Origin of the sequence: Myxococcus sp. CA040A, assembly GCF_013336725.1 — a bacterium.
Classification (GTDB): Bacteria; Myxococcota; Myxococcia; order Myxococcales; family Myxococcaceae; genus Myxococcus; species Myxococcus llanfairpwllgwyngyllgogerychwyrndrobwllllantysiliogogogochensis.
The window spans coordinates 579,073-600,416 of record NZ_JABUMR010000006.1 but is presented as its reverse complement, the minus strand read 5'-3'; the positions used below and the strand labels follow the sequence as shown (position 1 = coordinate 600,416).

At 69.5% G+C, this 21,344-nt stretch carries 18 protein-coding genes; 10 read left to right on the top strand and 8 right to left on the bottom strand.

Going from position 1 to position 21,344, the window contains the following annotated elements; translation table 11 throughout:
• Window positions 1–66 precede the first annotated feature (66 nt).
• Window positions 67–1,797 (bottom strand): hypothetical protein, encoded by a 1,731-nt coding sequence (locus HUA75_RS28640; protein ID WP_174488161.1) that lies wholly within the window; start codon window positions 1,795–1,797, stop codon window positions 67–69.
• Window positions 1,798–1,943: 146 nt separating this feature from the next.
• On the opposite strand from HUA75_RS28640, the gene HUA75_RS28635 reads away from it, so the two are divergent.
• The 3 genes from HUA75_RS28635 to HUA75_RS28625 all read left to right on the top strand — a co-directional run bounded on the left by HUA75_RS28635 (window position 1,944) and on the right by HUA75_RS28625 (window position 7,942).
• A complete protein-coding gene (locus HUA75_RS28635) occupies window positions 1,944–5,723 on the top strand; it encodes a DUF4157 domain-containing protein (RefSeq protein WP_174488160.1) in 3,780 nt (1,259 codons plus the stop codon).
• A gap of 123 nt (window positions 5,724–5,846) precedes the next feature.
• Entirely contained in the window at window positions 5,847–7,145 is a 1,299-nt protein-coding gene (locus tag HUA75_RS28630; protein ID WP_174488159.1) for a DUF4150 domain-containing protein, read from the top strand.
• Between the two features lie 59 nt (window positions 7,146–7,204).
• On the top strand, window positions 7,205–7,942 hold the full coding sequence (locus HUA75_RS28625) for a hypothetical protein (RefSeq protein WP_254627802.1): 738 nt from the start codon (window positions 7,205–7,207) through the stop codon (window positions 7,940–7,942).
• A gap of 48 nt (window positions 7,943–7,990) precedes the next feature.
• Here HUA75_RS28625 and HUA75_RS28620 read toward each other — a convergent pair whose 3' ends face one another.
• Window positions 7,991–9,343, bottom strand: coding sequence for a sigma-54 dependent transcriptional regulator (locus HUA75_RS28620; RefSeq protein WP_174488344.1), 1,353 nt, complete (start codon window positions 9,341–9,343; stop codon window positions 7,991–7,993).
• Between the two features lie 242 nt (window positions 9,344–9,585).
• On the opposite strand from HUA75_RS28620, the gene HUA75_RS28615 reads away from it, so the two are divergent.
• Together HUA75_RS28615 and HUA75_RS28610 are read left to right on the top strand one after the other, a co-directional pair.
• The gene (locus HUA75_RS28615; RefSeq protein WP_174488158.1) at window positions 9,586–9,951 is read left to right on the top strand and encodes a hypothetical protein; all 366 of its coding nucleotides are present in this window, start codon (window positions 9,586–9,588) and stop codon (window positions 9,949–9,951) included.
• Window positions 9,952–10,109: 158 nt separating this feature from the next.
• The gene (locus tag HUA75_RS28610; RefSeq protein WP_174488157.1) at window positions 10,110–10,475 is read left to right on the top strand and encodes a hypothetical protein; all 366 of its coding nucleotides are present in this window, start codon (window positions 10,110–10,112) and stop codon (window positions 10,473–10,475) included.
• Here HUA75_RS28610 and HUA75_RS28605 read toward each other — a convergent pair.
• Both HUA75_RS28605 and HUA75_RS28600 read right to left on the bottom strand, forming a co-directional pair.
• The gene (locus HUA75_RS28605; RefSeq protein ID WP_174488156.1) at window positions 10,472–11,656 is read right to left on the bottom strand and encodes a hypothetical protein; all 1,185 of its coding nucleotides are present in this window, start codon (window positions 11,654–11,656) and stop codon (window positions 10,472–10,474) included. The genes HUA75_RS28610 and HUA75_RS28605 overlap by 4 nt on opposite strands.
• Window positions 11,656–12,549, bottom strand: a complete 894-nt coding sequence (locus tag HUA75_RS28600; protein ID WP_141641708.1) for a YncE family protein — start codon at window positions 12,547–12,549, stop codon at window positions 11,656–11,658. The genes HUA75_RS28605 and HUA75_RS28600 overlap by 1 nt, the downstream gene beginning before the upstream one ends.
• A gap of 238 nt (window positions 12,550–12,787) precedes the next feature.
• Between HUA75_RS28600 and HUA75_RS28595 the strand changes: the two genes are divergently transcribed.
• The 5 genes from HUA75_RS28595 (at window position 12,788) to HUA75_RS28575 (ending at window position 17,185) form a co-directional block, all read left to right on the top strand.
• Window positions 12,788–13,144 (top strand): hypothetical protein, encoded by a 357-nt coding sequence (locus tag HUA75_RS28595; RefSeq protein ID WP_174488155.1) that lies wholly within the window; start codon window positions 12,788–12,790, stop codon window positions 13,142–13,144.
• An 82-nt stretch (window positions 13,145–13,226) separates the two neighbouring features.
• Window positions 13,227–13,721 (top strand): PTS sugar transporter subunit IIA, encoded by a 495-nt coding sequence (locus tag HUA75_RS28590; RefSeq protein WP_174488154.1) that lies wholly within the window; start codon window positions 13,227–13,229, stop codon window positions 13,719–13,721.
• A gap of 339 nt (window positions 13,722–14,060) precedes the next feature.
• On the top strand, window positions 14,061–14,555 hold the full coding sequence (locus HUA75_RS28585; RefSeq protein WP_174488153.1) for a PTS sugar transporter subunit IIA: 495 nt from the start codon (window positions 14,061–14,063) through the stop codon (window positions 14,553–14,555).
• A gap of 95 nt (window positions 14,556–14,650) precedes the next feature.
• On the top strand, window positions 14,651–15,727 hold the full coding sequence (locus tag HUA75_RS28580) for a trans-acting enoyl reductase family protein (RefSeq protein WP_141641704.1): 1,077 nt from the start codon (window positions 14,651–14,653) through the stop codon (window positions 15,725–15,727).
• Between the two features lie 297 nt (window positions 15,728–16,024).
• Window positions 16,025–17,185 (top strand): methyl-accepting chemotaxis protein, encoded by a 1,161-nt coding sequence (locus HUA75_RS28575; protein WP_246137065.1) that lies wholly within the window; start codon window positions 16,025–16,027, stop codon window positions 17,183–17,185.
• 57 nt (window positions 17,186–17,242) lie between these two features.
• Here the strand turns inward: HUA75_RS28575 and HUA75_RS28570 are convergent, their stop codons facing one another.
• The 4 genes from HUA75_RS28570 to HUA75_RS28555 form a co-directional block, all read right to left on the bottom strand.
• Window positions 17,243–18,898 (bottom strand): formate--tetrahydrofolate ligase, encoded by a 1,656-nt coding sequence (locus tag HUA75_RS28570; RefSeq protein WP_174455935.1) that lies wholly within the window; start codon window positions 18,896–18,898, stop codon window positions 17,243–17,245.
• Window positions 18,899–18,965: 67 nt separating this feature from the next.
• On the bottom strand, window positions 18,966–19,859 hold the full coding sequence (locus HUA75_RS28565; RefSeq protein ID WP_174488152.1) for a sulfite exporter TauE/SafE family protein: 894 nt from the start codon (window positions 19,857–19,859) through the stop codon (window positions 18,966–18,968).
• Window positions 19,856–20,449, bottom strand: coding sequence for a rhodanese-like domain-containing protein (locus HUA75_RS28560; protein WP_141641701.1), 594 nt, complete (start codon window positions 20,447–20,449; stop codon window positions 19,856–19,858). The genes HUA75_RS28565 and HUA75_RS28560 overlap by 4 nt, the downstream gene beginning before the upstream one ends.
• Window positions 20,450–20,581: 132 nt before the next feature.
• Entirely contained in the window at window positions 20,582–21,289 is a 708-nt protein-coding gene (locus HUA75_RS28555) for an MBL fold metallo-hydrolase (RefSeq protein WP_174488151.1), read from the bottom strand.
• Window positions 21,290–21,344 lie beyond the last annotated feature (55 nt).

Here is a 21,344-nt window from a genome sequence, read left to right as displayed (position 1 = left end):
TGGGGGAGTGGGCAGGGGAGCGCTTCCTCCGGGCACAAGGCGTCGAGTGCTTGAAATCGTGCGGGGCTACACCTTGGACAGCGGAAGTCGCCGGAGGATGCGTGGCTCCTGTCCCACTTCGAGCATGAACAGGGAGTCCTCGCTGGCGATAAGCAGTCGCTCGCCGGTGATATCGAAGGCGCCCGCCGAGCCCTGGAACGCGAGCCTGCGAACGGGTGCGCCATCCACCACGAGCAACCCCAGGTCCAGGAAGCGCCACCGGCCATCCGCTCCCAACGTGAATGCGGAGTCCGTTCGGCCGCCGTGCTCCTTGGCGAAGTGCTCCAGGTCCTCGGTGAAGTCCTCCTCCGTGGGCGCCGGTGTCACCGTGCCATCCGCTTGCAGCTTCGGGACGGGGGTGTCGAGCCGCCAGCCACCTCGGTCCACCCACCGCAGGCCCGTGTCCACCGAGTACACCCCGCCACGTCCCGAGCGGTCCTCCGCCCAGAGCAGCTTCCCATCCGGCGACGTGGCCTGCCGCTGGAGGTACTTGCGCACCTCGACCAGCTCCACCGTCGAGTCCACCCGTGCATTCACGAGATAGACGCTCCCCGCGCGCTCCACCGCCGCGGCGAGCGACATGCCCGGCGCATCCGTCACCCACGTCCCGTCGCGCAAATCCAACACATGCAGCTCACCATCGAAGGTGAACAGCGCATGCGCACCCTCCGGCGACACTGCGACGAGCCGCACCGGTGAAGGAAGCTCGTGCGTCGCTCGGACCTGTCCATCGTCGAGCCCGAGGATGACCGCGACCGAAGGGAAGCACACGAGCGCGGCGTCCTGACCGAGGAACGCGCAGCCCGTCGGCCTCTGCGTCTCCGCTTCACCCTCGAACGGCGGCGGCGGGAACAGCTCCACGTCCATCCGGTCATCCCGCAGCCAGTACCGTGCCTCGCGAGAGAACGTCATCCCTGGCCGGACCGAGCGCTCCTCAGGTGGTGGCGCTCCGGGCTCCGCGCCGAGCTGCACACACAGGGCATCGAACGCGGTCTGGAGCGCGAGGTGCTCGAAGTCCGAGTACACATCCTCGCGGCCAGCCTCGCGCATCGCACGCAGCCGTCCATTGGACGCCAACAGCTCCTGATAGCGCACACTGTCGAGGCCCGGCATCCGCGCGCCACCGGGCATCCGGTTCAAGGGGCGCTGTGCGGGCGGCGTCACGGGGACCTCGTCCAGAATCAGCTCGCGCGGCGTGAAGCCCGCTGCCGCCAGCTCCGCCGGCCAGTCGGCGCCCGCGCCCTTCTCCGAGAGCAGTCGCCGGAGCATCTCTGGTCCGCTGTCCGCCATGCGCGGGTCACCTCCCGGCATCAACGGAATCACTTCGCCCTCCTCGACACAGGCCTGGAAGAAGGCGACCTGCCACACATGCGCTTCCGTCCAGCCCAGACATCGAGCCACCAGGCTCCCCAACGCGCGGTGGACGAGTCCCCCCGAGGCCGCGACATATCCCCACCGCTCCGCTCTCGCCGAGGAGGCAATGCACTCGACGTGGCAGAGGGGGCACCGCGCACCCGCATGCTCCGGGCCTACGAGTTTCCCGCATGCGCACCGGAAGTCCCGCACCGGGCCGAACACGACTTCCGACAGCGCGCCTTGTGGACTCGGCGTGCCCTCGTTGTCCTCGGTGAGGAGGACACCGGTGATTTCGCCTGACGAGCGGCCTCGCAGTGCGCGCGCGGCCTCCAGGATGGCGAGCTCCGGCGAGGTGCGTGGCGGGCGGAAGAACGCGGTGGGCTCTGGGACCTGGGTCGGCATGGCAGACCTCACGGGTGGGATGTGCCCGCGCCAGTCACGCCCCCCTGGGCGCTGGCGGTTGGCACCCCGCTCCACGGTTGCGCTAGCTTATGTCGCTGCGGCGCGAGCGGGGTGTTGAAAGCTGTCATCGAAGCGGGGGACGCACGATGGCCCAGGCGAAAGCGAAGGCGCTCCAGACGCCAGCTCCATCCCGTCCGCCCCCCGCACCCGCGCGCTCCACGCAGAACACGCACGACTTCCAGCCAGCCTCCGCGCGGTCCGAACTCTTTCTCGGCGCGCTCGCGGGCGGAGGCGCCACGGAGCAGGACGCTGACGCGCTGCCCTTGTCGGGTGGAGGCGCCACCTTCGACTTCGCCTCAATCCCTCTCTTCCCACCGTCACGGCCGCCCACCGCGACGGGATGGGGCATCCAGCGCAAGGCAGCGGTGGGCCCCGAAGACGACCCCTTCGAGCGCGAGGCCGACGCCATCGCCATGGAGGTCCTGGGCCTGCGCGGCGCATCGCCCGGTGGCTCGGAGGCCCTTCCCTCCGCGCCCTCGAACGCGCCTGTCCCGCCTGCCGCCAGCGTCGCGGCGGCTCCGGGCATCGCGCTTGCCGCCACTCCACAGGGGGCACTCGAAGGTCCCTCGAATGAACCGGACGAACGTGCGAGCGGGGCCCTCGAGTGGGAGCACGGGCTGGCTCCTCCGAGCACGCCCCCGTCGGACAGCGCGCTCCCTCCGCCTCCTGCTCCACCCCCGGCGGGTGCCGCGCCGTCCGGTGGCGACGAAGCGGGCCTCACCCTGGGCGGCAGCCCCATGCCCCAGCGGGTGCGGCGCTTCTTCGAGGAGCGCTTCGGACATGACCTGTCCTCGGTGCGCATCCACGCCGATGGCGAGTCGGTCCGACGCAACGAGGCGCTCCAGTCCTACGCCTTCACCTACGGCAGCCATGTCTGGCTGGGTGCGGGCCAGCGCGCGGAGCCGTCCTTCATCCTCGCCCACGAGCTGGCGCACGTGCTCCAGCAGACGCAGCCGAGAGCGCTCGGCGGTGAGGGCGCGGGAGGTGCCCCCCAGCGCATCCAGCGTGCTCCTTATTGGGAGCCCGCCCACGAGACAGGCACCACCGCGCACGGACGGCTCATCCCCGCCATGGCGAATGCCTCCGGTGTATTCGGCGAGGCGCCCGTGCCCGAGCGTGGCACCGGCGCGGGTGGCCTTGGGACGCGCGGTGAGGCGGACTTCTACCGAGCCTCCGGGCCCGGCGGGAACAACACCGTGGCCGTGCGCTTCAACGCCCACGACGACCCGAGGTGGTTGGGCGCGCCCGGCAATATGGTGGCTCCTGGCGGGTACGACCACGCGGTGGGCAGTGCGCCACAGGGCCCTCGGACGCGCGGAGGGGCCATCACCCGCGTCGACCAGGCGCCGACGCAAATCACCCTCGGCGAGATGAAGCCCGCCTTCGGCGCGGACCCCGAGCCCCAGCTCACCCGCTACGAGGAGGCTTTCCGCGCGGCGGCGGCCCACGCCAACGAATACGCCAACCGGCAGCCCTCGGGGGCCACCTGGAACCCGAGCATCAGCCGCTTCGCTCAAGCGGACCTCACCATTCCCCCCGAGTACCAGCCTGGCAACACCAGTCAGGTGTCCCAGGACCTCATCATCAAGGAGTTCGACCTGGAGAAGCGCTCCGTCCGGCGCTACCTCCGGGAGCAGGGCTACGTCTCCGTCCCAGGACGGCTGCGCGTGAAGTTCGAGGGCAACCCGGGCTCGTGGGTCTACGCCTGGGTGCCGGACAGCATCCCCACCAATCCCAGGCTCCCGCGGAGCGTCCAGGCGCTGGCGCCGCAGATCATCACGTACTTGAGAGATCCGCTGTTCCAGTTCCCCATCCGGCGCAGGACGCCTGGGCGACAACCCAAGCTGCGTCCCGTCCGGCTCGCACGTGTACTCGGGGCTCCGCCCAAGGCGCTCAAGAAGAAGTTCGGCAAGGACTTCGGCCGGGCCATCCGGCGCCGAGGCCCGCCGCAGCGCGACCCGTTCCGCGCGCAGTATCAGCAGTGGACGCAGGCGCTCACGCGCTACTCGCAGCAGTACCGGCAGGTGTCTCGCGCGGACAAGCAGAACGCCGACGCCGCGACGGACCTGGTGAGTGCCCACCAGCGACTGTTGCGTGATGGCTGGACGACGACACCGTTGTCCGCGGTCGAGCTGGAGACGCGCGGCACGAACAGCGCCGTGAAGATGTGGACGGGGGCGAGTGCTCGCACGTTCGGCTTCTTCCGCTACCACTTCGGCTGGCTCTTCGAGAAGGTCGCCAACGCCTACGAGTGGCTGAGAGACCACATCCAGGGCGCACTCAGTGCGCGCTCTACCCGTGCTACGGGCGACGGCCTCACCCGCGCCGTCGTCGACGCCGCGTTCCAGCTCTTGAAGGTGGCGGGACGCATCCTGGTGGACCGCACCTTCGACCAGCTCATCCAGTCGCTCGTCGGCGGCGTGGAGGACAAGATTCAGGAGTGGACGGGCGTCGACACCGAGGAGGCGATGGACGCGCTCGCTGGCCGGATGAATGAAATCAAGGACCAGGTCGAACGGGCCGCGATGGATAACCTGGAGCAGTTGCTCGGCGAGTCGGTCATCAACGGTGTCATCACCGTGCTGAACCAGCTCGACACGTTCCAGAGCATGGTGGCCGACATTGGCCGGCTGGTGAGCTATGCGCGGTGGGGGCTTCGGCTCCTCGAGTGCCTGTCTCCGCCCGGCTGGGGCTGTCTGTGGATTCTCGCGCAGGCGGTGGGCGAGGGGCTGCTCGCGGAGGTGGTGGCGTCCTGCTGGTTCCAGACGAAGGTCGCGCCGCATGTCACCGCGATACCGTGGCTCGGGAGTCTCCCCACGGAGCTGGCGAGCAGCGTTGTCACGTTCACCAACGCCCAGCTTCCCGGCTGGCTGAGCGGCATCCTCCGCCCCATCACTGTCTCCACGCAGATCTCCGCCAGCGAGGTGGCCTGTCAGCCCGGGAGCGGTGGTGGCGGCGGCGGTGGTGGTGGCAGTGGGCGCTCGATGCCGGACCCGGCGTTGGCGGATGCGATGATTGAGCTGGCCGAGCGCGTGGGTGAGGAGCGTCTCGGGGCCTTCGCGCGAATGTCGCAACGCATGGGCATCCCCGCGGGCCGGCCGCTCACGGCGGAGGACCTGCGCACGATAGGCGACCGCATCATCGCCAGTGGCGCGACGGCGGCGGGCATGGAGCGCTTCGCGGCGCAGAGCAATCCCACCGCGACGGGAGGGCTGCTGGACCTGGCCACGTATCTGCTGGAGGTGCGGCGCACGGACCCGTCAGCGCCGGTGGACACCACGCAGCAGTGGGGTGTCACGGCGTCGGACCGGGAGCGCCAGCGCCGTGAGCAGGCGGCTCGCGGCACGGGCACGCAACCCGGCGACGCAACGGCACCGAATCCTCCGGGGCCTGGTGGCGGAACGACGGCGTCGCGGCCCGAGGCACCTCGTGGAGGCACGGGACCGGAAACGGTCCCGGTGCCGCAGCCCGGTGCTGGCGGCGCGCCCGACACGGGGGAGGATGACCTTGTCATCGATGCGCGGACGGGACCCGCCGTGGTGGATGCGGCGACGCGGCCGTATCCGGGACGTGGCTCGAGCAGACAGGTCGAGGATGCCCGGGTGCAGGTGCGCAACGGGAGTCCCGACCATCAGTTGAACACGGAGGTGCTGCTCTGGATTTCGGGCTTCCGTCCGCCGACCGAGGAGCAGATTGCGCTCTACAACGTCCGAGCCCGCGTCGTGGTCCGGGAGCAGCAGACGGACCGGTGGCTGCTGACCTATGAGCTCATCGAGGGCGTCTCGTTGTCTCCGGAGATTCCCAGCGGTGTGTTGCCCGCGGGGTTCCGAATCAGCGCGCATCCTCGTGTGGCGACGCCGCGTTGAGTGAGGTTCACCCCACGTTGACGTCAGCCTGGCGCTCGCAGGACACTTGCCTATGGCAGTGCCGACGGTGGGCGCGTGGGGGGCCTGCATCGTGGAGATGATTCGAAGGGCCAAGGAGGAACCATGAGCCGTGTCTTCGCCAACGGTCGCTCCATCCTGCACAAGGGGAGCGGCAACACGCACACCTCGGCCGCACCTGACGTCTGCAAGGTACCGACGCCGGGAGGCCCGGTGCCCACGCCCTTCGTCAACTCGGCCCAAGACGCCACGCTCACCCATGGAAGCACGAGCGTCACCATCAATGGCCACCCGGTTGCACTCACGGACTCCGAGCTGAGCACCAGCTCGGGTGATGAGCCGGGCACGGCGGGTGGCCTCATCTCCTCCAAGTCCAAGGGGAAGATGGCCTGGGGCAGCGGCAGTGTGGACGTGAAGATTGAGGGCAAGGGCGTCGTGCGCTACCTCGACGTCACCCTGCACAACGGCAACTCGTTCAACACCACGTTCATATCAAATGGGGGGACGGGATTCGCCTACGGGGATGACTTCGAGGGGCTGTGCCTCCTCTGCCAGAAGGATGCGGACAGCCACGCGGTGATCGAGCGTGCGGAAGGGAGCCTCGACATCGCCAACAAGATTCTCAAGAACCTCAGGGAGCACGAGGACGCATGGGCGGAGGCAAACAAGAGGCTCACCTCGAGGGCTGCCGAACTGGAGCGCATCCAGCGTCAAAACCCCAAAATCAACCCATCGACCCTGGATGCACGAAGAGCGCAAATCACCGCACTCGAAAGGGAGCGCGATGAACTTGGCAAACATCGTCGCGGGTCTGGCGGGTACATGGTCGGGGTCATGGTGTGCCGCAACGGTGAGAGATTCGCCGCGATATCGGGTGGCGAGACGCCCCCTGGGTTCAAGGCCATCGCCGAGGTTCATGGCTGCAAGATTGTTGAGGAGGCCGCAACGCTAGAGGACTTCATCGCCATCAACCCACGGTGCGCCAGAGTTGGTGCCGAGGCCACCACCAAGCTGGAAGAACAGTGGGAGCACACAAAGAAAAGGATTGATGCAGAGGAACCCGGATACAGAAACGAACCAGGAACCTGTGCGGGCGCCAAACTCATCGGGAAGAGCGGTCACGTCGCCGACTCGATGACCGAGATCTACTTCGCGCCCTCCGGCACGGAGAGCTTCAACTTCAAGGTATTCTATCGCGGGCCCGTCGACTGCTCTCCCTCTAACAGTGAGGGGGTTTGGAAGCCTCCGAGCAGAGCCCTTATCAACGAGCGAAAGCGCGAGGAGCACCTCGAGGAACGCGCTAAAATGCGACGCAAGTCGGGGGAGACAGTGCTCTCCTGTCAGACGTGTCAGGACACGCTGTTCATGGCTCGCTGCGACATCGAGGGCCAGCGGTGCAAATGACCTGGTCCGAGCTTCTCAAGGCCCCGCCGCCCTTGACGATGAAGGAGTTGCTCCCGCTCATGGAGCGATGGAATCCCGGGAGCACCCAGGGCTTCGAGCCGGCCACTGTCGAGCAGATGACTGCCCTGGCCAGACCCCATGGAGGACTCAACGCGTTGCCTCGCGTCTATCGCGAGTTTCTCGAAACCATGGGCTCATCGACGGGCCGCTTGAGACTGAAGGCTGGCACTACCTCGATTTCGGCACTGATCGAGGACCTCGGGGACCCTCAACGAGAGCGCCCCGATGCTCGCCGCTACCTCAAATTCACCATCGGCGAGGAACACCCCGAGGAACGCTACCCGGACGACTTCTTCGAACTCACCCGCCCGACGCCCGATGGCTTGGACGCGGCGATCATCCGCATTCGCGAAGAGGACTTGGTGCGCGGCCAGGGTTCAGCCAAGCAGCCCTTCCCGACATTCTCAGACTGGCTGCGGACGACAATTGTAACCAGGCTCGTCTTCGCGACCGACCCAGAAAAGCAAACGCAGTACTACAGCCTTGGGAAGAAACCCGAGACTCCGGCCAAGGTCTACAACTTCTTCACTCGCATGGGGTTCTCTTTCACCCAACTCGGGGCTTCGTCAGACGTCATTCCACTGGAACACCCGGAGCGCAGCGCAATCCTGCTTATCGATGCGCCCTCGGCGTCGACGCCAAGCACGGGTGTTCGCTTGCGCGCGCGCGACAAAGTCCAGCAGTTGCTCCTCAATGAAATCATCGAGGACCACAAGCGGGAGTTGACCGGCGATTAAGGAGGGTCGCCGTTCACATGTTCAGGCGCCTCGTAGAGGTCCACCGGCTCAGCCCTCGCCCTTTCCGCCGGATTCGTACTTCTTGCGCTTGCGCCACAGCGTGGACGCGTCGATGCCGAGCACCTTCGCCGCCTCGTCCAGCGTCGGCGCGGAGGTCATCACGCGCAGGGTGTGCTCGCGCTCCACTTCCTCCAACGTGTGCGGCCCGCCCAGCGTCACCACCGAGCCCGCCGCCGCGGCGATTCGCTCCGGAAACGCCTGCGGCTCCAGCACCCCCGCCGGCCACACGATGAGCGCTCGCTCCACCGCGTTGCGAAGCTCACGCACGTTGCCCGGCCACGGATACGCCAGCAGCATCTTCTCCGTCGCGGGCGACAACTCCGGCGTCGTCGGCCGCTGCGCCGCCTTCGCGAAGAACGCCACGAACCGCCTCGCCAGCGGCAACAGGTCCTCCGGCCGCTCCCGCAGCGATGGCAGCTTCACCTCGATGACGTTGAGCCGGTAGAGCAGGTCCTCGCGGAACCGTCCCTCCGCCACGTCCTTCTCCAGGTCGCGATTCGTCGCCGCCACCACGCGCACGTCCGCCTTGCGCGTGCGGCCCTCGCCCAGTCGCTCGAACTGCTTCTCCTGGAGGAACCGCAACAACTGCGCCTGGAGCGCGGGGCTCATCTCCGCGATTTCATCCAGGAACAGCGTGCCCCCTTCCGCCTGCTCCACCCGCCCCGGCTGGTCTTTCACAGCCCCCGTGAATGCCCCGCGCACGTGGCCGAACAACTCACTCGCCAGGAGTTGCTCCGACAGCGTCGGACAGTTCACCGTGACGAAGGGCCGCCGCCGCCGGGCACTCATCGAATGCAGCGCCCTCGCGAGCACGCCCTTGCCCGTGCCGCTCTCTCCCCGCAGCAACACCGCCGCGTCGGACGTCGCCGCGCGCGAGACCAGTCCAATCGCCGCATGCATCACCGGCGACGTCGTCTCCAGCGTCGCTTCCGGCACCGCCTGCGCCAACTGCCCCTCCAGGCTCTCCAACTGCGACGACAGCGCCCGGTGCTCGCGCGAGCGGTCCAGCACATGCCGTATCTGCGCCGGCGTGAAGGGCTTGGGCAGGTAGTCGCGCGCCCCCCTCCGCACCGCCTCCACCGCCGTGTCGAACGTCGCGTACGCGGTGATGAGCACCACGTCCAGGTTGGGTGACTCGGCGAGCAACCGGGGCAGCAAATCCAATCCGCTCGAGGTGCCCAGCCGCAGGTCGACGAAGGCCAGGTCGGTGGGCCCCTGGGCGAGCGCGGCCAGCGCCGCCTCCGGAGTGGCCGCCTCCCGCACCTCGCAGCCGAACCCCTCCAGACACACCCTCAAGGTGTGCCGGATGTTGCGCTCGTCATCCACCACCAGCACCCGCATCGGGCGCTCCCCGGAAACGGGGGCCTGCTCCAGCCGTGCATCCATGCGTGGAGTCTAATTGCATCGCCCGAGCCCGGCCGTGCGACCTGCACGACGTGAGTCCTCACGGGGACTTCCACGGCGCCCGACTCGCTCCCGTCGTGCGGTTCGCAACCCGCGCCCCGCCCTTTCGTGCAGGCTGCAACACACCCCCAGCAACCAATGCTGGCGTTGGTCCCCGGATTGCGGTGGAACAGGGGCCTATGGGTTTGAATGGGAACAACGAGGGTGGCGACGACAACATCTTCACCCGAGACAGGCCCCCCACCCGCAACGAGAAGCGCGTCCGCCAGGGAGTGATACTGGGCATCGTGCTGTTGGTGCTCGCCGGCGTGTGGGCCTATCTCCAGGGCGGAGAGAACCGCGCCATCAACGCCATGTCCCCCGCCCAGCGCGAAGCCCTCTTCGAGGAGACGCGCGACAGCTTCGACCTCATGTGCCTGGGCGATGCCGGGCCCCGCCTCCTCCGGCGCTGCCAGAAGCAGGCGGAGTTCATCCAGCGCTTCCCGCAGTGTGACGAGGCCTGCCGCCAGGAGCTCGCCCCCGTGCTGCGCAACGCCGTGCGCTGAGCACTCCGTCGCGGACTCGACGGTGGAGGCCTTGCGCGATGCACGGCCTCCCACGCGCACGCTTGCCGAATGCAACGGCCACGGGACTTCGAGGGACACGGCCCCTCGGAGGACCGACGACGCCGCGCGGCACGGGGCTTGCCCCTGGAGTTGCCGTCATGCGTCCCAATCCGCACCTGTCCGTCGTGTCGTCCTCCCCTGACTCCGCTGTCGAGCGCGAGCCCGCCACCCTGGCGCGTCCGTGGTGGAAGGACCTGCTCTGGGTGCTCGCGCTGGGAGGCGCCCTGGCGGCCATGGTCGGCTGGTTGGCCTCGGAGCGCCGCGCGGTGCTGTCCCTGGAGCCCGACGCGCGCGCCGCCGTGTTCGACGATGCGTGGGCGGGCTTCCAGCGCCTCTGCTCGACCCCCATGCACACGGGGTTGGTGCCGCGCTGCCGTGAGCAGGCCCGCTTCCTGTTGCTCTTCCCCGAGTGTCAGGGCGCCTGTCAGGAGCAGGCCCGACTCCACGGCCGCGCGCTGCGCTAGTTGAAGTTCACCGTCGTGCGCGCCAGCACGAGCCAGGAGGTGCGTCGGTCCGGCTCCTCGAGCGGCGCCGTGTCGTAGCGCTGGACGTACCCCGCGACGCCGACCCCCAGGAAGGGCGTGGTCCACCAGCGCACGGCGAGGGCGCCGCTCGTCCCGCCACCGGATTGCACGTCGGAGGCGCCACGGCCCAGCCACAGTCGCTCGACGCGCGCGGCCACTTCCAGCGCACCCAGGGGGAGCTGCCCCTCGCGCAGCGCCTGGAGTGCCTGGGTGGAGTCCTCGTTCGCTCGGGGCCAGGAAGGTCCGTCGTCGCGAGGCGTGCCCCAGGCCACCCAGGACACCTCCAGCGAGGCGCCCTGGCTCTTGAGTTCGGGCAGGGCCTCGCGCGGCGTCTCCGGGTTTCCATCCGTGTCGCGCGAGCGCCGCTCCCATGCGGCGGCGGCCTCCGCGGCCACTCGCACCGGCCCCACGTCCAGGCGCGCGTGCGCCTCCGTCACGGTGCGCGTCCCACTCGCGGGAGGCGGCCGGTAGTAGACGAAGCCCTGCGGGCCGATGCCGCCGATGCCCGCGCGGTCATAGGCGCTCTCCACATGTGCCCCCGCGCCCACGCGCACGCCCCAGAAGGACTCTGGCACGCCCGCCGAGCGACCCCACCGACCATCGACCCGGGCATCCAGAGCGGGCAGTTGGTTGTCATTGCCCAGGGGACTGCGAGAGCCGTTGCCCACGCGCACCCAGGTTTCCACGGGCAGGTTCATCGGTGACCACCGGGCCTCGAGTCCCAGGTCTCTTCGGGGCCAGAAGGACTGCGCCAGGCCCGACAGCTCGGGGATGGCGCGGGCCTGCAGGTTCTCGTCGTGCGCGCTGGGGAACAGCGGCGTCTTCGTGTAGCCGAGCGACAGGCGCACGTCGCGCAGCACCGTCACCGCGACGAAGGCGTCGATGAGGGCGGGCTTCTCCTGGGCCCACTCCGCCACGCCGCGCGCCACCAGCCAGGGGAGGGGACGGGCCTCCGCGCCCAGCCGCAGGCGCGCGAGGGTGAAGCCGTCGAAGCCCTCCACGTCCGAGGCGTGCTGGCGGTAGTCCAGCTCCCCCACGAGCGTCGGTCGCAGCCACGCCTCGTCCGCGAGCGCCGGCGTGGAGGCCAGTGCCCAGAGCAACCACCACGGAGTGTGTCGCATCAGTCGACCGGGATGATTTGGAGGAAGTGCGTGGTGCCGTTGGTCTCGTCGTCGTCGTGGTCCGCGGCGAAGAGCCGGCGGTTGACGGCGTCGTACGCGAGCCCGCGCACCTGCTGGAAGCCCGTGGCCAGCGCGGACGTCGAGCCGTCCGTGGTGGAGATGCGCAGCACCGAGCCCTGGCGCGTGCCGGTGAGCAGCGAGCCCCCAGGCCCGAGGGCCAGCAGGTCCGGCTCGGCGATGGTGGCGAGCGTCGTGAGCGACGACGGGTTGGACAGTGGGGAGCGGTACACCTTCCCGGCGATCTGGTCTGCGATGTAGAGCGTGTCCTCCACGGCCAGCACGCCCACGGGCTTCTGGAGCGCGCCCACCAGCTCCGTCTCGGTGCCCTCCAGCGTGACGTGCGCCACCGAGCCCACGTTCACGTTGTTGTTGCGCACGAAGTAGCTGTCGAGCAGTCGTCCGTCCTTCGTCACCGTGAGGCCGATGCGGCGGCGGTTGACGGGGAGTCCCGGCACGGTGCCCGGGGTGCCATCCGGACGCACGAACAACACCGCGCCCGCGTTGCCGAAGCCGAAGCGCACGGTGACGAGGGTTCCGTCCTGGAGCCGGACGACCTCGCCCAGGTTGGGGCTGTTGGCGGGCGCGTCCGGAAGCGTGGCCGCCACCGAGACGCCTTCTCCATCGCGGTACTTGAGGAGCCGGTGGTTCTGGTCGTCGGCGATGTAGAGCGTCTGCGTGGTGGCGTCCCAGAACAGGCCGTTGGGGTCGCCTTCGAGAGGAATCGCGCGAGGGCCGCGCTCCACCTGGGTGCCCGAGTCCGGGGAGCCCGGGTCGGAGTCGTCACAGGCGCAGAGCAGCGCGCAGAAGAGGAGTGCGGAGGAGAGGGGCTTCATGGGGCGCGCATGCTGCCACACCGGGTGGGCGGGCAGGCGAGCGAGCGCGGCCCGGGACACGCGGGAGCGTCGCAACGTGCTGTGCCGCGCGGGGCTCCAGGTTGCGGTCTGCACGGTGACGGCGGGGACCCTTGGAAAAAGGCTCCGGATTCCGAGCGTCTGGCGCGAGGGCGGTCGGCACGGCGGATGCGATGGGAAGGGGCGTGCGCGGGTCATGAAGGCCCGGCACGGAGGACCCATGTGGCTGCCCCGATTCGTGAAGTCACTGCCGTTGTTCCACTCGCGGGCCACGCCGGAGGTCGGTCCGTCGCTCGGTGAGGCACCGTTCAAGGCGGTGCGTCTGCTGGGAGTGGAGCGGCTGGTGGAGGCGCGAGTGCGTGCGGAACATGCATTGGATGGTGCTCGACGGTGCCCTTGCTGCCGAGGCCTGCTGGAGCACGTGTATGACCGGCTGGGCTCCACGCTGTTCCTGGATGACGACCCCGAGCTGCTCGCACGGGCGTTCGACGATGACGAGCGGGATGCCTTCACGGCGCGGGTGCTGGCCGCGTGCATCGTCCTGTCCGGGCGCGAGCGCGTGGCGGTGGCGGTTTGAGGGTCCTCGAGTCGGGCGAGTTCGTGACGGAGCCTCGGTGCTCCGCCGTGCGGGCGGTGATGTGCCGCCCTGGGAGGAAGGCATGTTGAGGTGGACCGAGTTCCTGGACGTGGAGGCCATCCGCCCGTCGCTCGTGGCGAGAGACAGGGTGGCGGTGGTGCACGAGCTGGCGGGGCTGATGTCGGCCCGGGCCGGGGTGTCGCAGCGAGAGCTCGCGGTGCATCTGCTGGCGCGGGAGCAGCTGGGGTCGACGGTCATGGAGGGGGGCGTGGCGGTGCCGCACTGTCGCCACGCGGGCGTGGAGCGCATCGTCACGTGTCTGGGCATCCACCGGGGTGGGCTTGCGTTCGGCGCGCCCGAGGATGGGCTGGTGCGCATCTACGTGGGCATGGTGTCGCCACCGGACACGGCGGGGCTGCATCTCAATGTGCTCTCGCGCATCGCGACGCTGCTGCATGACCCCGAATTGCGCGCGGAGTTGATGGCCGCGCCTTCGGCGGGAGTGATGCGCGCGTTGCTCGTTCGCGCGGAGGAGGCGTGCCTGCCGCTTCGCAACGAGATGTCTCTCGCGCGCTGAGTGCCGTGCGCGGATGGGCCGCCCTGGAGGGCGAGGCGGATGTCGGGCACGGAGCATCTGGCGGAGCCGGTCCAAGGGCGACGAGGCGTGGACCGGGCCGCTCCGGAGGGCGTGTCCCGCGGCGCTCGACGTTCTCGCTCGATGACGCGGTGGTCCGTGGATTTGCCTTCGACGAGGTTGAGAAGGCGAGAGGGGCGGGGTCGAAACGACTGAGCCCGAAAAACCGGAGAGAAGTGTGTAGTGGGCTCGAAGAAAGACAGCGGAGGGATGCGGAATCGCGGCGGTGGACACATCTCTGCGCCGACTCGGGAGGCAGCCGGGCGCCCGAGGAGGTGAGGCATGCTGAGGTGGACTGATTTCCTGGACGTAGAAGCTGTCCGCCTGTCGTTGGAGGCGCGCGAGCGGGTGGGGGTGGTGCACGAGTTGGCGGGGCTGATGTCGGCTCGGGCGCGGGTGTCGCCGAAGGAGCTGGCGGCGCATCTGCTGGCGCGCGAGCAGCTGGGTTCGACGGCGATGGTGGGGGGCGTGGCGGTGCCGCACTGTCGGCTCGCCGGCGTGTCGCGCATCGTCACCTGCGTGGGAGTGCATTCCCAGGGCGTGGACTTCGGCGAGGCCGACGGAGGGCGCGTGCACGTCTTCGTGGGCATGGTGTCGCCGCCGGATACGGCGGGCCTGCACCTCAGCGTGCTCGCGCGCATCGGTGCGCTGTTGCGCAACGCGCGGCTGCGCGAGGCACTCCTGACAGCGCCGTCACCCTCGGCCCTGCGCGCGCTGCTCGTCTGCGTCGAGGACGCGCACGTGAATCACCGGTCCGAAGTCGCGCTGGCCCGGTGAGGGCAGGGCGGCTCGCGCACGGTCGCTGACAGATAGCGAGCACAGTCCGAACCCGGGCCATCCCGCGCCCGGTGCTCCTGGTAGCGTCGCCGGCCGTGACGACGACCTCGAGCTCGACTCCCCGCTGGTTGCTGTATGGCGCCTCTGGCTACACCGGCCGCCTCATCGCCGAGGAGGCCGTGCGTCGGGGCCACCGGCCCGTGCTGTCCGGCCGCTCCCGCGAGAAGCTGGCCCCGCTGGCCGACGCGCTCGGCCTGGAGGTCCGTCCCGCCGCGCTGGACGACGCACGCCAGCTCGCCGCCGCGATGGAGGGCCTGCCCCTGGTGCTTCACGCCGCCGGCCCCTTCGTCCACACCAGCGAGCCCATGCGCCAGGCCTGCCTCGCCTCGCGCACCCACTACCTGGACATCACCGGCGAGATTCCCGTCTTCGAGGGCTCCTTCCGCCATGACGCCGAAGCCAGGGAGCGCGGCGTCTCGCTGATGTCCGGCGTCGGCTTCGATGTCGTCCCCACCGACTGCCTCGCCCGCTACGTCGCCGAACAGGTCCCCGGCGCCACCGAACTCGACATCGCCATCTGCGCCGGCTCCCAGGCCAGCGCCGGCACCACCAAGTCCGCCCTCCTCCAACTCCCCGAGGGCGGCAAGGTCCGCCGCGACGGCGTCCTCCAACCCTTCCCCATGGGCCAGGGCGCCCGCCGCCAGCGCTTCATCGACCGCGAGCGCACCGTGATGCCCATCCCCTGGGGCGACCTCTCCACCGCGTACCGCACCACCGGCATCCCCAACATCACCACGTACATGGCCTTCCCCTCGTCCTCCGCTCGCGCCCTGCGGTGGACCTATCCCGTCCTCCGCCAGGTTCTGAAGGTCGGCCTCGTGCGCGACGGACTGATGAAGCTCGTCGAGTCCCGCGTGAAGGGCCCCGACGCCGACATGCGCCTGTCCAGCCGCTCCCAGGTCTGGGCCCAGGCCCGCGCCCCGGATGGCCGCTCCGCCCAGGCCTGGCTGGAAGTACCAGAGGGCTACGCCTTCACCGCCCGCGCCTCCATCCACGCCGTGGAAGAGCTGCTCGCCCAGCCCTCTCCCGGCGCCCTCACCCCCGCCGGTGCCTTCGGCGCCGACTTCGTCCTCCGCGTCGATGGCTGCCGCCGCCTCGACTCCCTGGGATGATCCTTCCAGTGCAGGGGTCTATTTCCACCCAGACTGGTGGAAACCCCTCGGGTGACACTGTGGGATGACCTTCGGGGGGAGGCTTAGCAGCAAGTGTTCAGTTGGCTATCCTGCGCTTCGGCGGATCACCGGTCCGTCCGAGCTTCAGGGGGTCCTCGGGGCTCCTCGGAAGGATGGCGACATGAGCTGGCGCAGCAGGCTCCCCAGGGAGCCGCGCTTCAACTGCCGGAGCCTGGCCGGGTGGGACGGCGGCATGACGCCGGAGGGCTCCGTGGTCGCGGAGAGGGAGGGGGCTCGGTGCGTTTGAAGCTGAAGCAGAAAGTGATGCTGTCTCCGGCTGTCGCCGCGGTGTTCCTGGCGGTCATCTTCACGGTGGTGCTGGCGGGCGGGGACTCGTGGCTGGTGGGGGCGCTGTCGCTGGTGTGTCTGGCGTTGATGGTGGCGCTGTCCTTCTGGCTGCACCGGGAAGTGGCGGTGCCCATGGCGCGGCTGTCGGCGGTGGCGCAGAAAATCGCCCAAGAGGGGGATTTGACGCAGCCCATCGACACGGCCGGGCAGGACGAAGTGGGTGACCTGGGCCGCAGCCTCCAGGTGATGGTCAACCGGCTGCGCGAGGTGCCCGCCACGCTGCGGTCCGTGGTGATGGAGCTGTCCTCGGCGGCCGCGCAACTGACGCAGGCGAGCCAGGACCAGGTGAACTTCCTCACCAACCAGTCCCGCAGCCTCACCGAGGCGAGCACCACCATCGCCGAAATCGCGCAGACCTCCAGCATGGCGGCCAGCCGCGCGGAGATGGTGCTGAAGGTGGCGGCGCAGGCGGACGCGTTCAGCTCGTCCGGTCAGCAGTCGATTGAGCAGAGCGCGGAGGGCATGCAGCAGATTCGTCAGCGGGTGGGCACGCTCGTGGGCAGCATCGCGCACCTGAGCGACCAGGCCGTGCATGCCGGGGAAATCATCAGCAGCGTGAAGGACCTGGCGGACCAGTCCAACGTGCTGGCGCTCAACGCGGCGATTGAAGCCGCGCGCGCGGGCGAAGAGGGCCGGGGCTTCGCGGTGGTGGCGCGGGAGATGCGCGCGCTCAGCGGCCAGTCCCTCCAGAGCACGCAGCGCATCGGCAAGATTCTGCTCGAAATCAATCAGGCCATCCGCCAGACGACCTCCATCGCGGAGGGCGACAGCGAGAAGATGGAGGAGAACATCGAGCAGGTGCTGGCCTCGGCCGACTCGCTGAAGGAAATCACCACGGTGGTGCAGGAGAGCAGTCAGGCGGCGCGCCAGATTGTCGCCTCCGTCACCCAGCAGAACGCGGGCATCGCGCAGATGACCGAGGTGATGACGCAGTTGTCCTCGATGATGGCGGACGTGGTGACTTCCACCATGACGGCCGAGGAAGCGGTGACGCAGATCAACGCCACGCTCGGCCGGCTCCAGGAGTTGTCCACGTCGTTCCGCGTGTGAGCGCGGGAGCGGCCCGACGTCCGGGCCGCCCGTGCTCGTCGATGCACCGGGCGACGGCTACTCGCCCTGCATCAACCCGGTGATGCGGCCGTCGTCGTGGACGGTGATGCGCTTCGCCGCCGGCTCGCGAGGCAGGCCCGGCATGGTGAGGATGTCGCCCGTGAGCGCCACCATGAAGCCCGCGCCCGCGGACAGGCGCACCTCGCGCACCGTGAGCGTGAAGCCGCGCGGCCGGCCCTGCTTCGTCGCGTCATCCGACAGCGACAGGTGCGTCTTCGCCATGCACACCGGCAGCTCCGAGCCTCCCAGCTCGCGCACCATCTCCAAATCCTTGCGCGCCGACGCCGTGAAGGCCACGTCCTCCGCGCCGTACACCGTGCGGGCAATGGCGCGGACCTTCTCCTCGGGCGACTGCTTCAACTCGTAGAGGAAGCGCGGAGTGGGCGGCGCCGCGTCCGTCGCGTCCAGCATCGCGAGCACCCGGTCCGCCAGCTCCAGCGCGCCCTCGCCGCCGCGCGTGAAGCCCTCGCACACGGCCATCTCCACGCCGCGCTCCTTGCCGAAGGCGCGCAGTTCGTCGAGCTCCGACTCCGTGTCCTGCGGGAAGCGGTTGACGCACAGCACGGCCGGCAGGCCGAAGGCGCGCACCGATTCCAGGTGCTTCTCCAGATGCGCGAAGCCACGCGCCAGGGCGGCGCTGTCCGGCTCGGCCACGCGCGCGAGCGGTGCGCCTCCGTGGTACTTCAGCGCGCGCAGCGTCACCACCAGCACGACGCCCCGAGGCCACAGGCCGGTGTTGCGGCACTTGATGTCGAGGAACTTCTCCGCGCCCAAATCGAAGCCGAAGCCCGCCTCCGTCACGACCTCGTCCGCGTAGGCCAGGCCCATCCGCGTACCCACCACGGAGCTGCAGCCGTGGGCGATGTTGCCGAAGGGGCCGGCGTGCACCAGCGCGGGGCCGCCCTCGCGCGTCTGCACCAGGTTGGGCATCAGCGCGTCCTTCAGCACCGCCACCATGGCCGCCGCCGCGTCCACATCGCGCGCGCGCACGGGCTTGCCGTCCGGCGAGTGGCCCACCACGACGCGGCCCAGGCGCTCCTCCAAATCCTTGAGGTTCTCCGACAGCGCGAGGATGGCCATCACCTCGCTGGCGGCGGTGATGTCGAACGCGGCCTCTCGCGGGACGCCGTGAGCCTTGCCGCCCAGGCCGATGATGACGTTGCGCAGGAACCGGTCGTTCATGTCCATCGCGCGCCGCCACCGCACCCGCGTGGAGTCGATGGCCACCGGCTGGCCGTAATACACGGCGTTGTCGACCAGCGCGGCGAGCAGGTTGTTGGCGCTGGTAATCGCGTGCAGGTCACCGGTGAAGTGCAGGTTGATGTCCGCCGCGGGCTCCAGGCTGGACTGTCCGCCGCCGGTGCCTCCGCCCTTCACGCCGAAGACGGGACCGAGGGACGGCTCTCGCAGCGCGGCGACGGCCTTGCGTCCGCGACGGCGCAGGCCCATGGCCAGGGCCACGGACATGGTGGTCTTCCCCTCGCCAGGAGGCGTGGGGTTGATGGCGGAGACGAGCACGAGCCGTCCCTGCCGGTCGCCCTGCTTGCCGAGCGCGTCGAGTGACACCTTGGCGCGATTCGTTCCCCAGGGATGCACGTCGTCGGGAGCCAGGCCCAGCTCGGCGCCCACTTCTGCGATGGGTCTCAGCTTCATGCCGAGGACTCTCGATGCGACGGCGTCACGGGTCAACGGGGGAAGTGTACGGGACGCGCGCCTGTGGTCAGTGTCCTCTTGTCGCGCGTTGTCGGACGACACGCAGCCGCCACAGGACAATGGGGAGGCCCACGCCCGTGGCCACCGCCACCCAGGGCCAGGCGCCGGCGCTGGCCAGCCCCTGTCCCATCCACGCGCGCAGTCCGAGGGGAAGCTGGGCCCACAGCAAGAAGGTGGCCGTGGCGAGCACGAAGACCGCGAAGCCCTTGCGCAGCGAGCCCGGCGCCACGTGTCCCGCGAGCTTTCCTCCAAGCAGGCTCCCCGCCAGCGCCACCGCGAGGACCTCGCCCGTGAGCTTCCACGGCAACTCCACATGACCCAGATGTCCCACGAGGCCCGCGGCGCACTGGAGCGCGATGACCACCAGCGAGGTGGCGGTGGCCAGCGGCGTGGACAGGCCCACCAGCGCGAGCGCGGGGACGATGAGGAACCCTCCGCCCGCGCCCACGAGGCCGGACAGGATTCCCACGCCCAGGCCTTGAAGGAGTATCCGCCCCACGCGGCTTGGAGCGCGCGGAGTGACTTCGGTGGACACCCGCGTGGCCTCCGTGCGCAGCAGCATGGCGACGGCCGCGGCCACCATGACCCCCGCGAAGAACAACATCAGCGTGCTCGCGGAGAAGAGGGGATTGAGCTTCCCCCCCAGGAACGCGCCCACCATCCCGCCCGCGCCAAACACGAAGGCCGTGCGCCACCGCACCCGACCTGCCCGTGCATGAAAGAGCGCTCCGCTCGCGCTGGTGACCCCCACCACCACCAGCGACATGGCGATGGCCGTGCGGGGCTCCACACCCAGCACGTACACCAGCAAGGGCACCGTGAGGATGGAACCCCCGCCACCCAACAACCCCAACAACACGCCCACGAGCAACGCGCCCGCGAGGCCCACGTACAACATCATCGCGAAGCGCCCCCAGACCGCGCGACGGCGAGCAGGTCCCGGACCTCGCGCAGCGTCCGCTCGAAGCTCGCGGTGTCCACCAGCCCCGAGGGAGTCGTGGCCTGGAGCGCGTCCAGCACGGCGCCAAGCTCCGCGCGCGAAGGCTCTCGGGGCAGCGCCTCCACGTCGGAGACACCGGGGAGCCGGGCTCGCAAGGTGTCGCGGACCTCCGCCAGGGTCGGCGTCGCACTGGAGGGCAGCCGCACCACGGGCAGCGCCTCCGTGTTCCACGCGAGCATTCCCCCGCGCAGGTTCATCACCCGCGTGAAGCCCAGCTCCACCAACTGCGTGGCGGCACGCGCCGACCGCGCTCCCGAGCGACAGATGAGCAGCACCTCCGTGTCCCTGGGCCACAAGGCCGCCGCCTCGCGCACCGTGGCCAGCGGTGCCGCACGCACGCCATCGAGGTGTCCCAGAATCCCATCCAGCTCGGACGGCTCGCGCACGTCGACCAGGTGCAGCCCCGAGGGGCGCTCCGCCGCGAGCTGTCGTACGTCCACGTCGCGGTATCCGGCGGGCTGGGGATGGGCGCTGTCGAAGAGGTGACTCAAGACGGTGACTCCTTCTCTCGTCCTCCCGATGAGGGAAGGACGCGGGCAATAGGGCGCCGTCCCGTTTCTCGGGGTCGGACACCAGGGTTCTGGGATGACGGCGCGGACGCCCGTGCCCGAGGGCACGTCACGTCATGCGGAGGACGGTGACAGGGGCTTGGGGTCCAGACCGCAGGCGCGGTTGGCAGGGACGGCCACGTCCAGCTTGCGCGGGGGTGGAATCCGCCGCTCGTTCATGAAGGTGATGAAGTCCTCGCGAGACTTGCCCGCCAGTCGCGGGTTGTGTCGCTTCTCCTCGCCCACGGAGGACGCGGTGAAGCCCGCGTAGTCGTGGCCGGGATACAGCTCCGTCGCATCGGGCAGCGTGAAGAGCTCGCGGGTGATGGAGTCGTAGAGCTGCCCCGAGTCGCCGTTCTGGAAGTCGGTGCGGCCCGTGCCGCGAACGAGCAGCGCGTCGCCCGTGAAGAGCCGCCCGTCACACAGGAAGCTGAGGCTGTCATCCGTGTGCCCGGGGGTCTCCAGCACGCGCAGCTCCAACCCGCCCACGCGCACCTGGTCGCCATGCACCAGTTGTCGGTCCACACAGGGCGCTCCTCGGGGGGAGGCCATCACCTGGGCACCCGTGCGCGCACGCAGGAGTCCCGCCGAGGTGATGTGGTCCGCGTGGACGTGGGTCTCCATCACCACCGTCAGCTTCAGCCCGAGCTCCGTCAGCAGCCGCAGGTCCCGCTCCACCTGCTCCAGCACCGGGTCGATAAGCACGGCCTCTCGCGTCGCCGGGTCCGCCAGCAGGTACGTATAGGTCGAGGACTCCGCGTCGAAGAGCTGTCGGAAGAGCATCGCCCGTTTCCCTGAAGAGATGACCGCCATGCGCCCCCGACGATATTGCGAGTGC

What these genes read in the sequence shown, in the direction of transcription:
- HUA75_RS28640 (WP_174488161.1), bottom strand. Translation starts at nt 1,797, where the DNA reads ATGCCGACCCAGGTCCCAGAGCCCACCGCGTTCTTCCGCCCGCCACGC.
- HUA75_RS28635 (WP_174488160.1), top strand. Translation starts at nt 1,944, where the DNA reads ATGGCCCAGGCGAAAGCGAAGGCGCTCCAGACGCCAGCTCCATCCCGT.
- HUA75_RS28630 (WP_174488159.1), top strand. Translation starts at nt 5,847, where the DNA reads ATGAGCCGTGTCTTCGCCAACGGTCGCTCCATCCTGCACAAGGGGAGC.
- HUA75_RS28625 (WP_254627802.1), top strand. Translation starts at nt 7,205, where the DNA reads ATGGAGCGATGGAATCCCGGGAGCACCCAGGGCTTCGAGCCGGCCACT.
- HUA75_RS28620 (WP_174488344.1), bottom strand. Translation starts at nt 9,343, where the DNA reads ATGCGGGTGCTGGTGGTGGATGACGAGCGCAACATCCGGCACACCTTG.
- HUA75_RS28615 (WP_174488158.1), top strand. Translation starts at nt 9,586, where the DNA reads ATGGGTTTGAATGGGAACAACGAGGGTGGCGACGACAACATCTTCACC.
- HUA75_RS28610 (WP_174488157.1), top strand. Translation starts at nt 10,110, where the DNA reads ATGCGTCCCAATCCGCACCTGTCCGTCGTGTCGTCCTCCCCTGACTCC.
- HUA75_RS28605 (WP_174488156.1), bottom strand. Translation starts at nt 11,656, where the DNA reads ATGCGACACACTCCGTGGTGGTTGCTCTGGGCACTGGCCTCCACGCCG.
- HUA75_RS28600 (WP_141641708.1), bottom strand. Translation starts at nt 12,549, where the DNA reads ATGAAGCCCCTCTCCTCCGCACTCCTCTTCTGCGCGCTGCTCTGCGCC.
- HUA75_RS28595 (WP_174488155.1), top strand. Translation starts at nt 12,788, where the DNA reads ATGTGGCTGCCCCGATTCGTGAAGTCACTGCCGTTGTTCCACTCGCGG.
- HUA75_RS28590 (WP_174488154.1), top strand. Translation starts at nt 13,227, where the DNA reads ATGTTGAGGTGGACCGAGTTCCTGGACGTGGAGGCCATCCGCCCGTCG.
- HUA75_RS28585 (WP_174488153.1), top strand. Translation starts at nt 14,061, where the DNA reads ATGCTGAGGTGGACTGATTTCCTGGACGTAGAAGCTGTCCGCCTGTCG.
- HUA75_RS28570 (WP_174455935.1), bottom strand. Translation starts at nt 18,898, where the DNA reads ATGAAGCTGAGACCCATCGCAGAAGTGGGCGCCGAGCTGGGCCTGGCT.
- HUA75_RS28565 (WP_174488152.1), bottom strand. Translation starts at nt 19,859, where the DNA reads ATGATGTTGTACGTGGGCCTCGCGGGCGCGTTGCTCGTGGGCGTGTTG.
- HUA75_RS28555 (WP_174488151.1), bottom strand. Translation starts at nt 21,289, where the DNA reads ATGCTCTTCCGACAGCTCTTCGACGCGGAGTCCTCGACCTATACGTAC.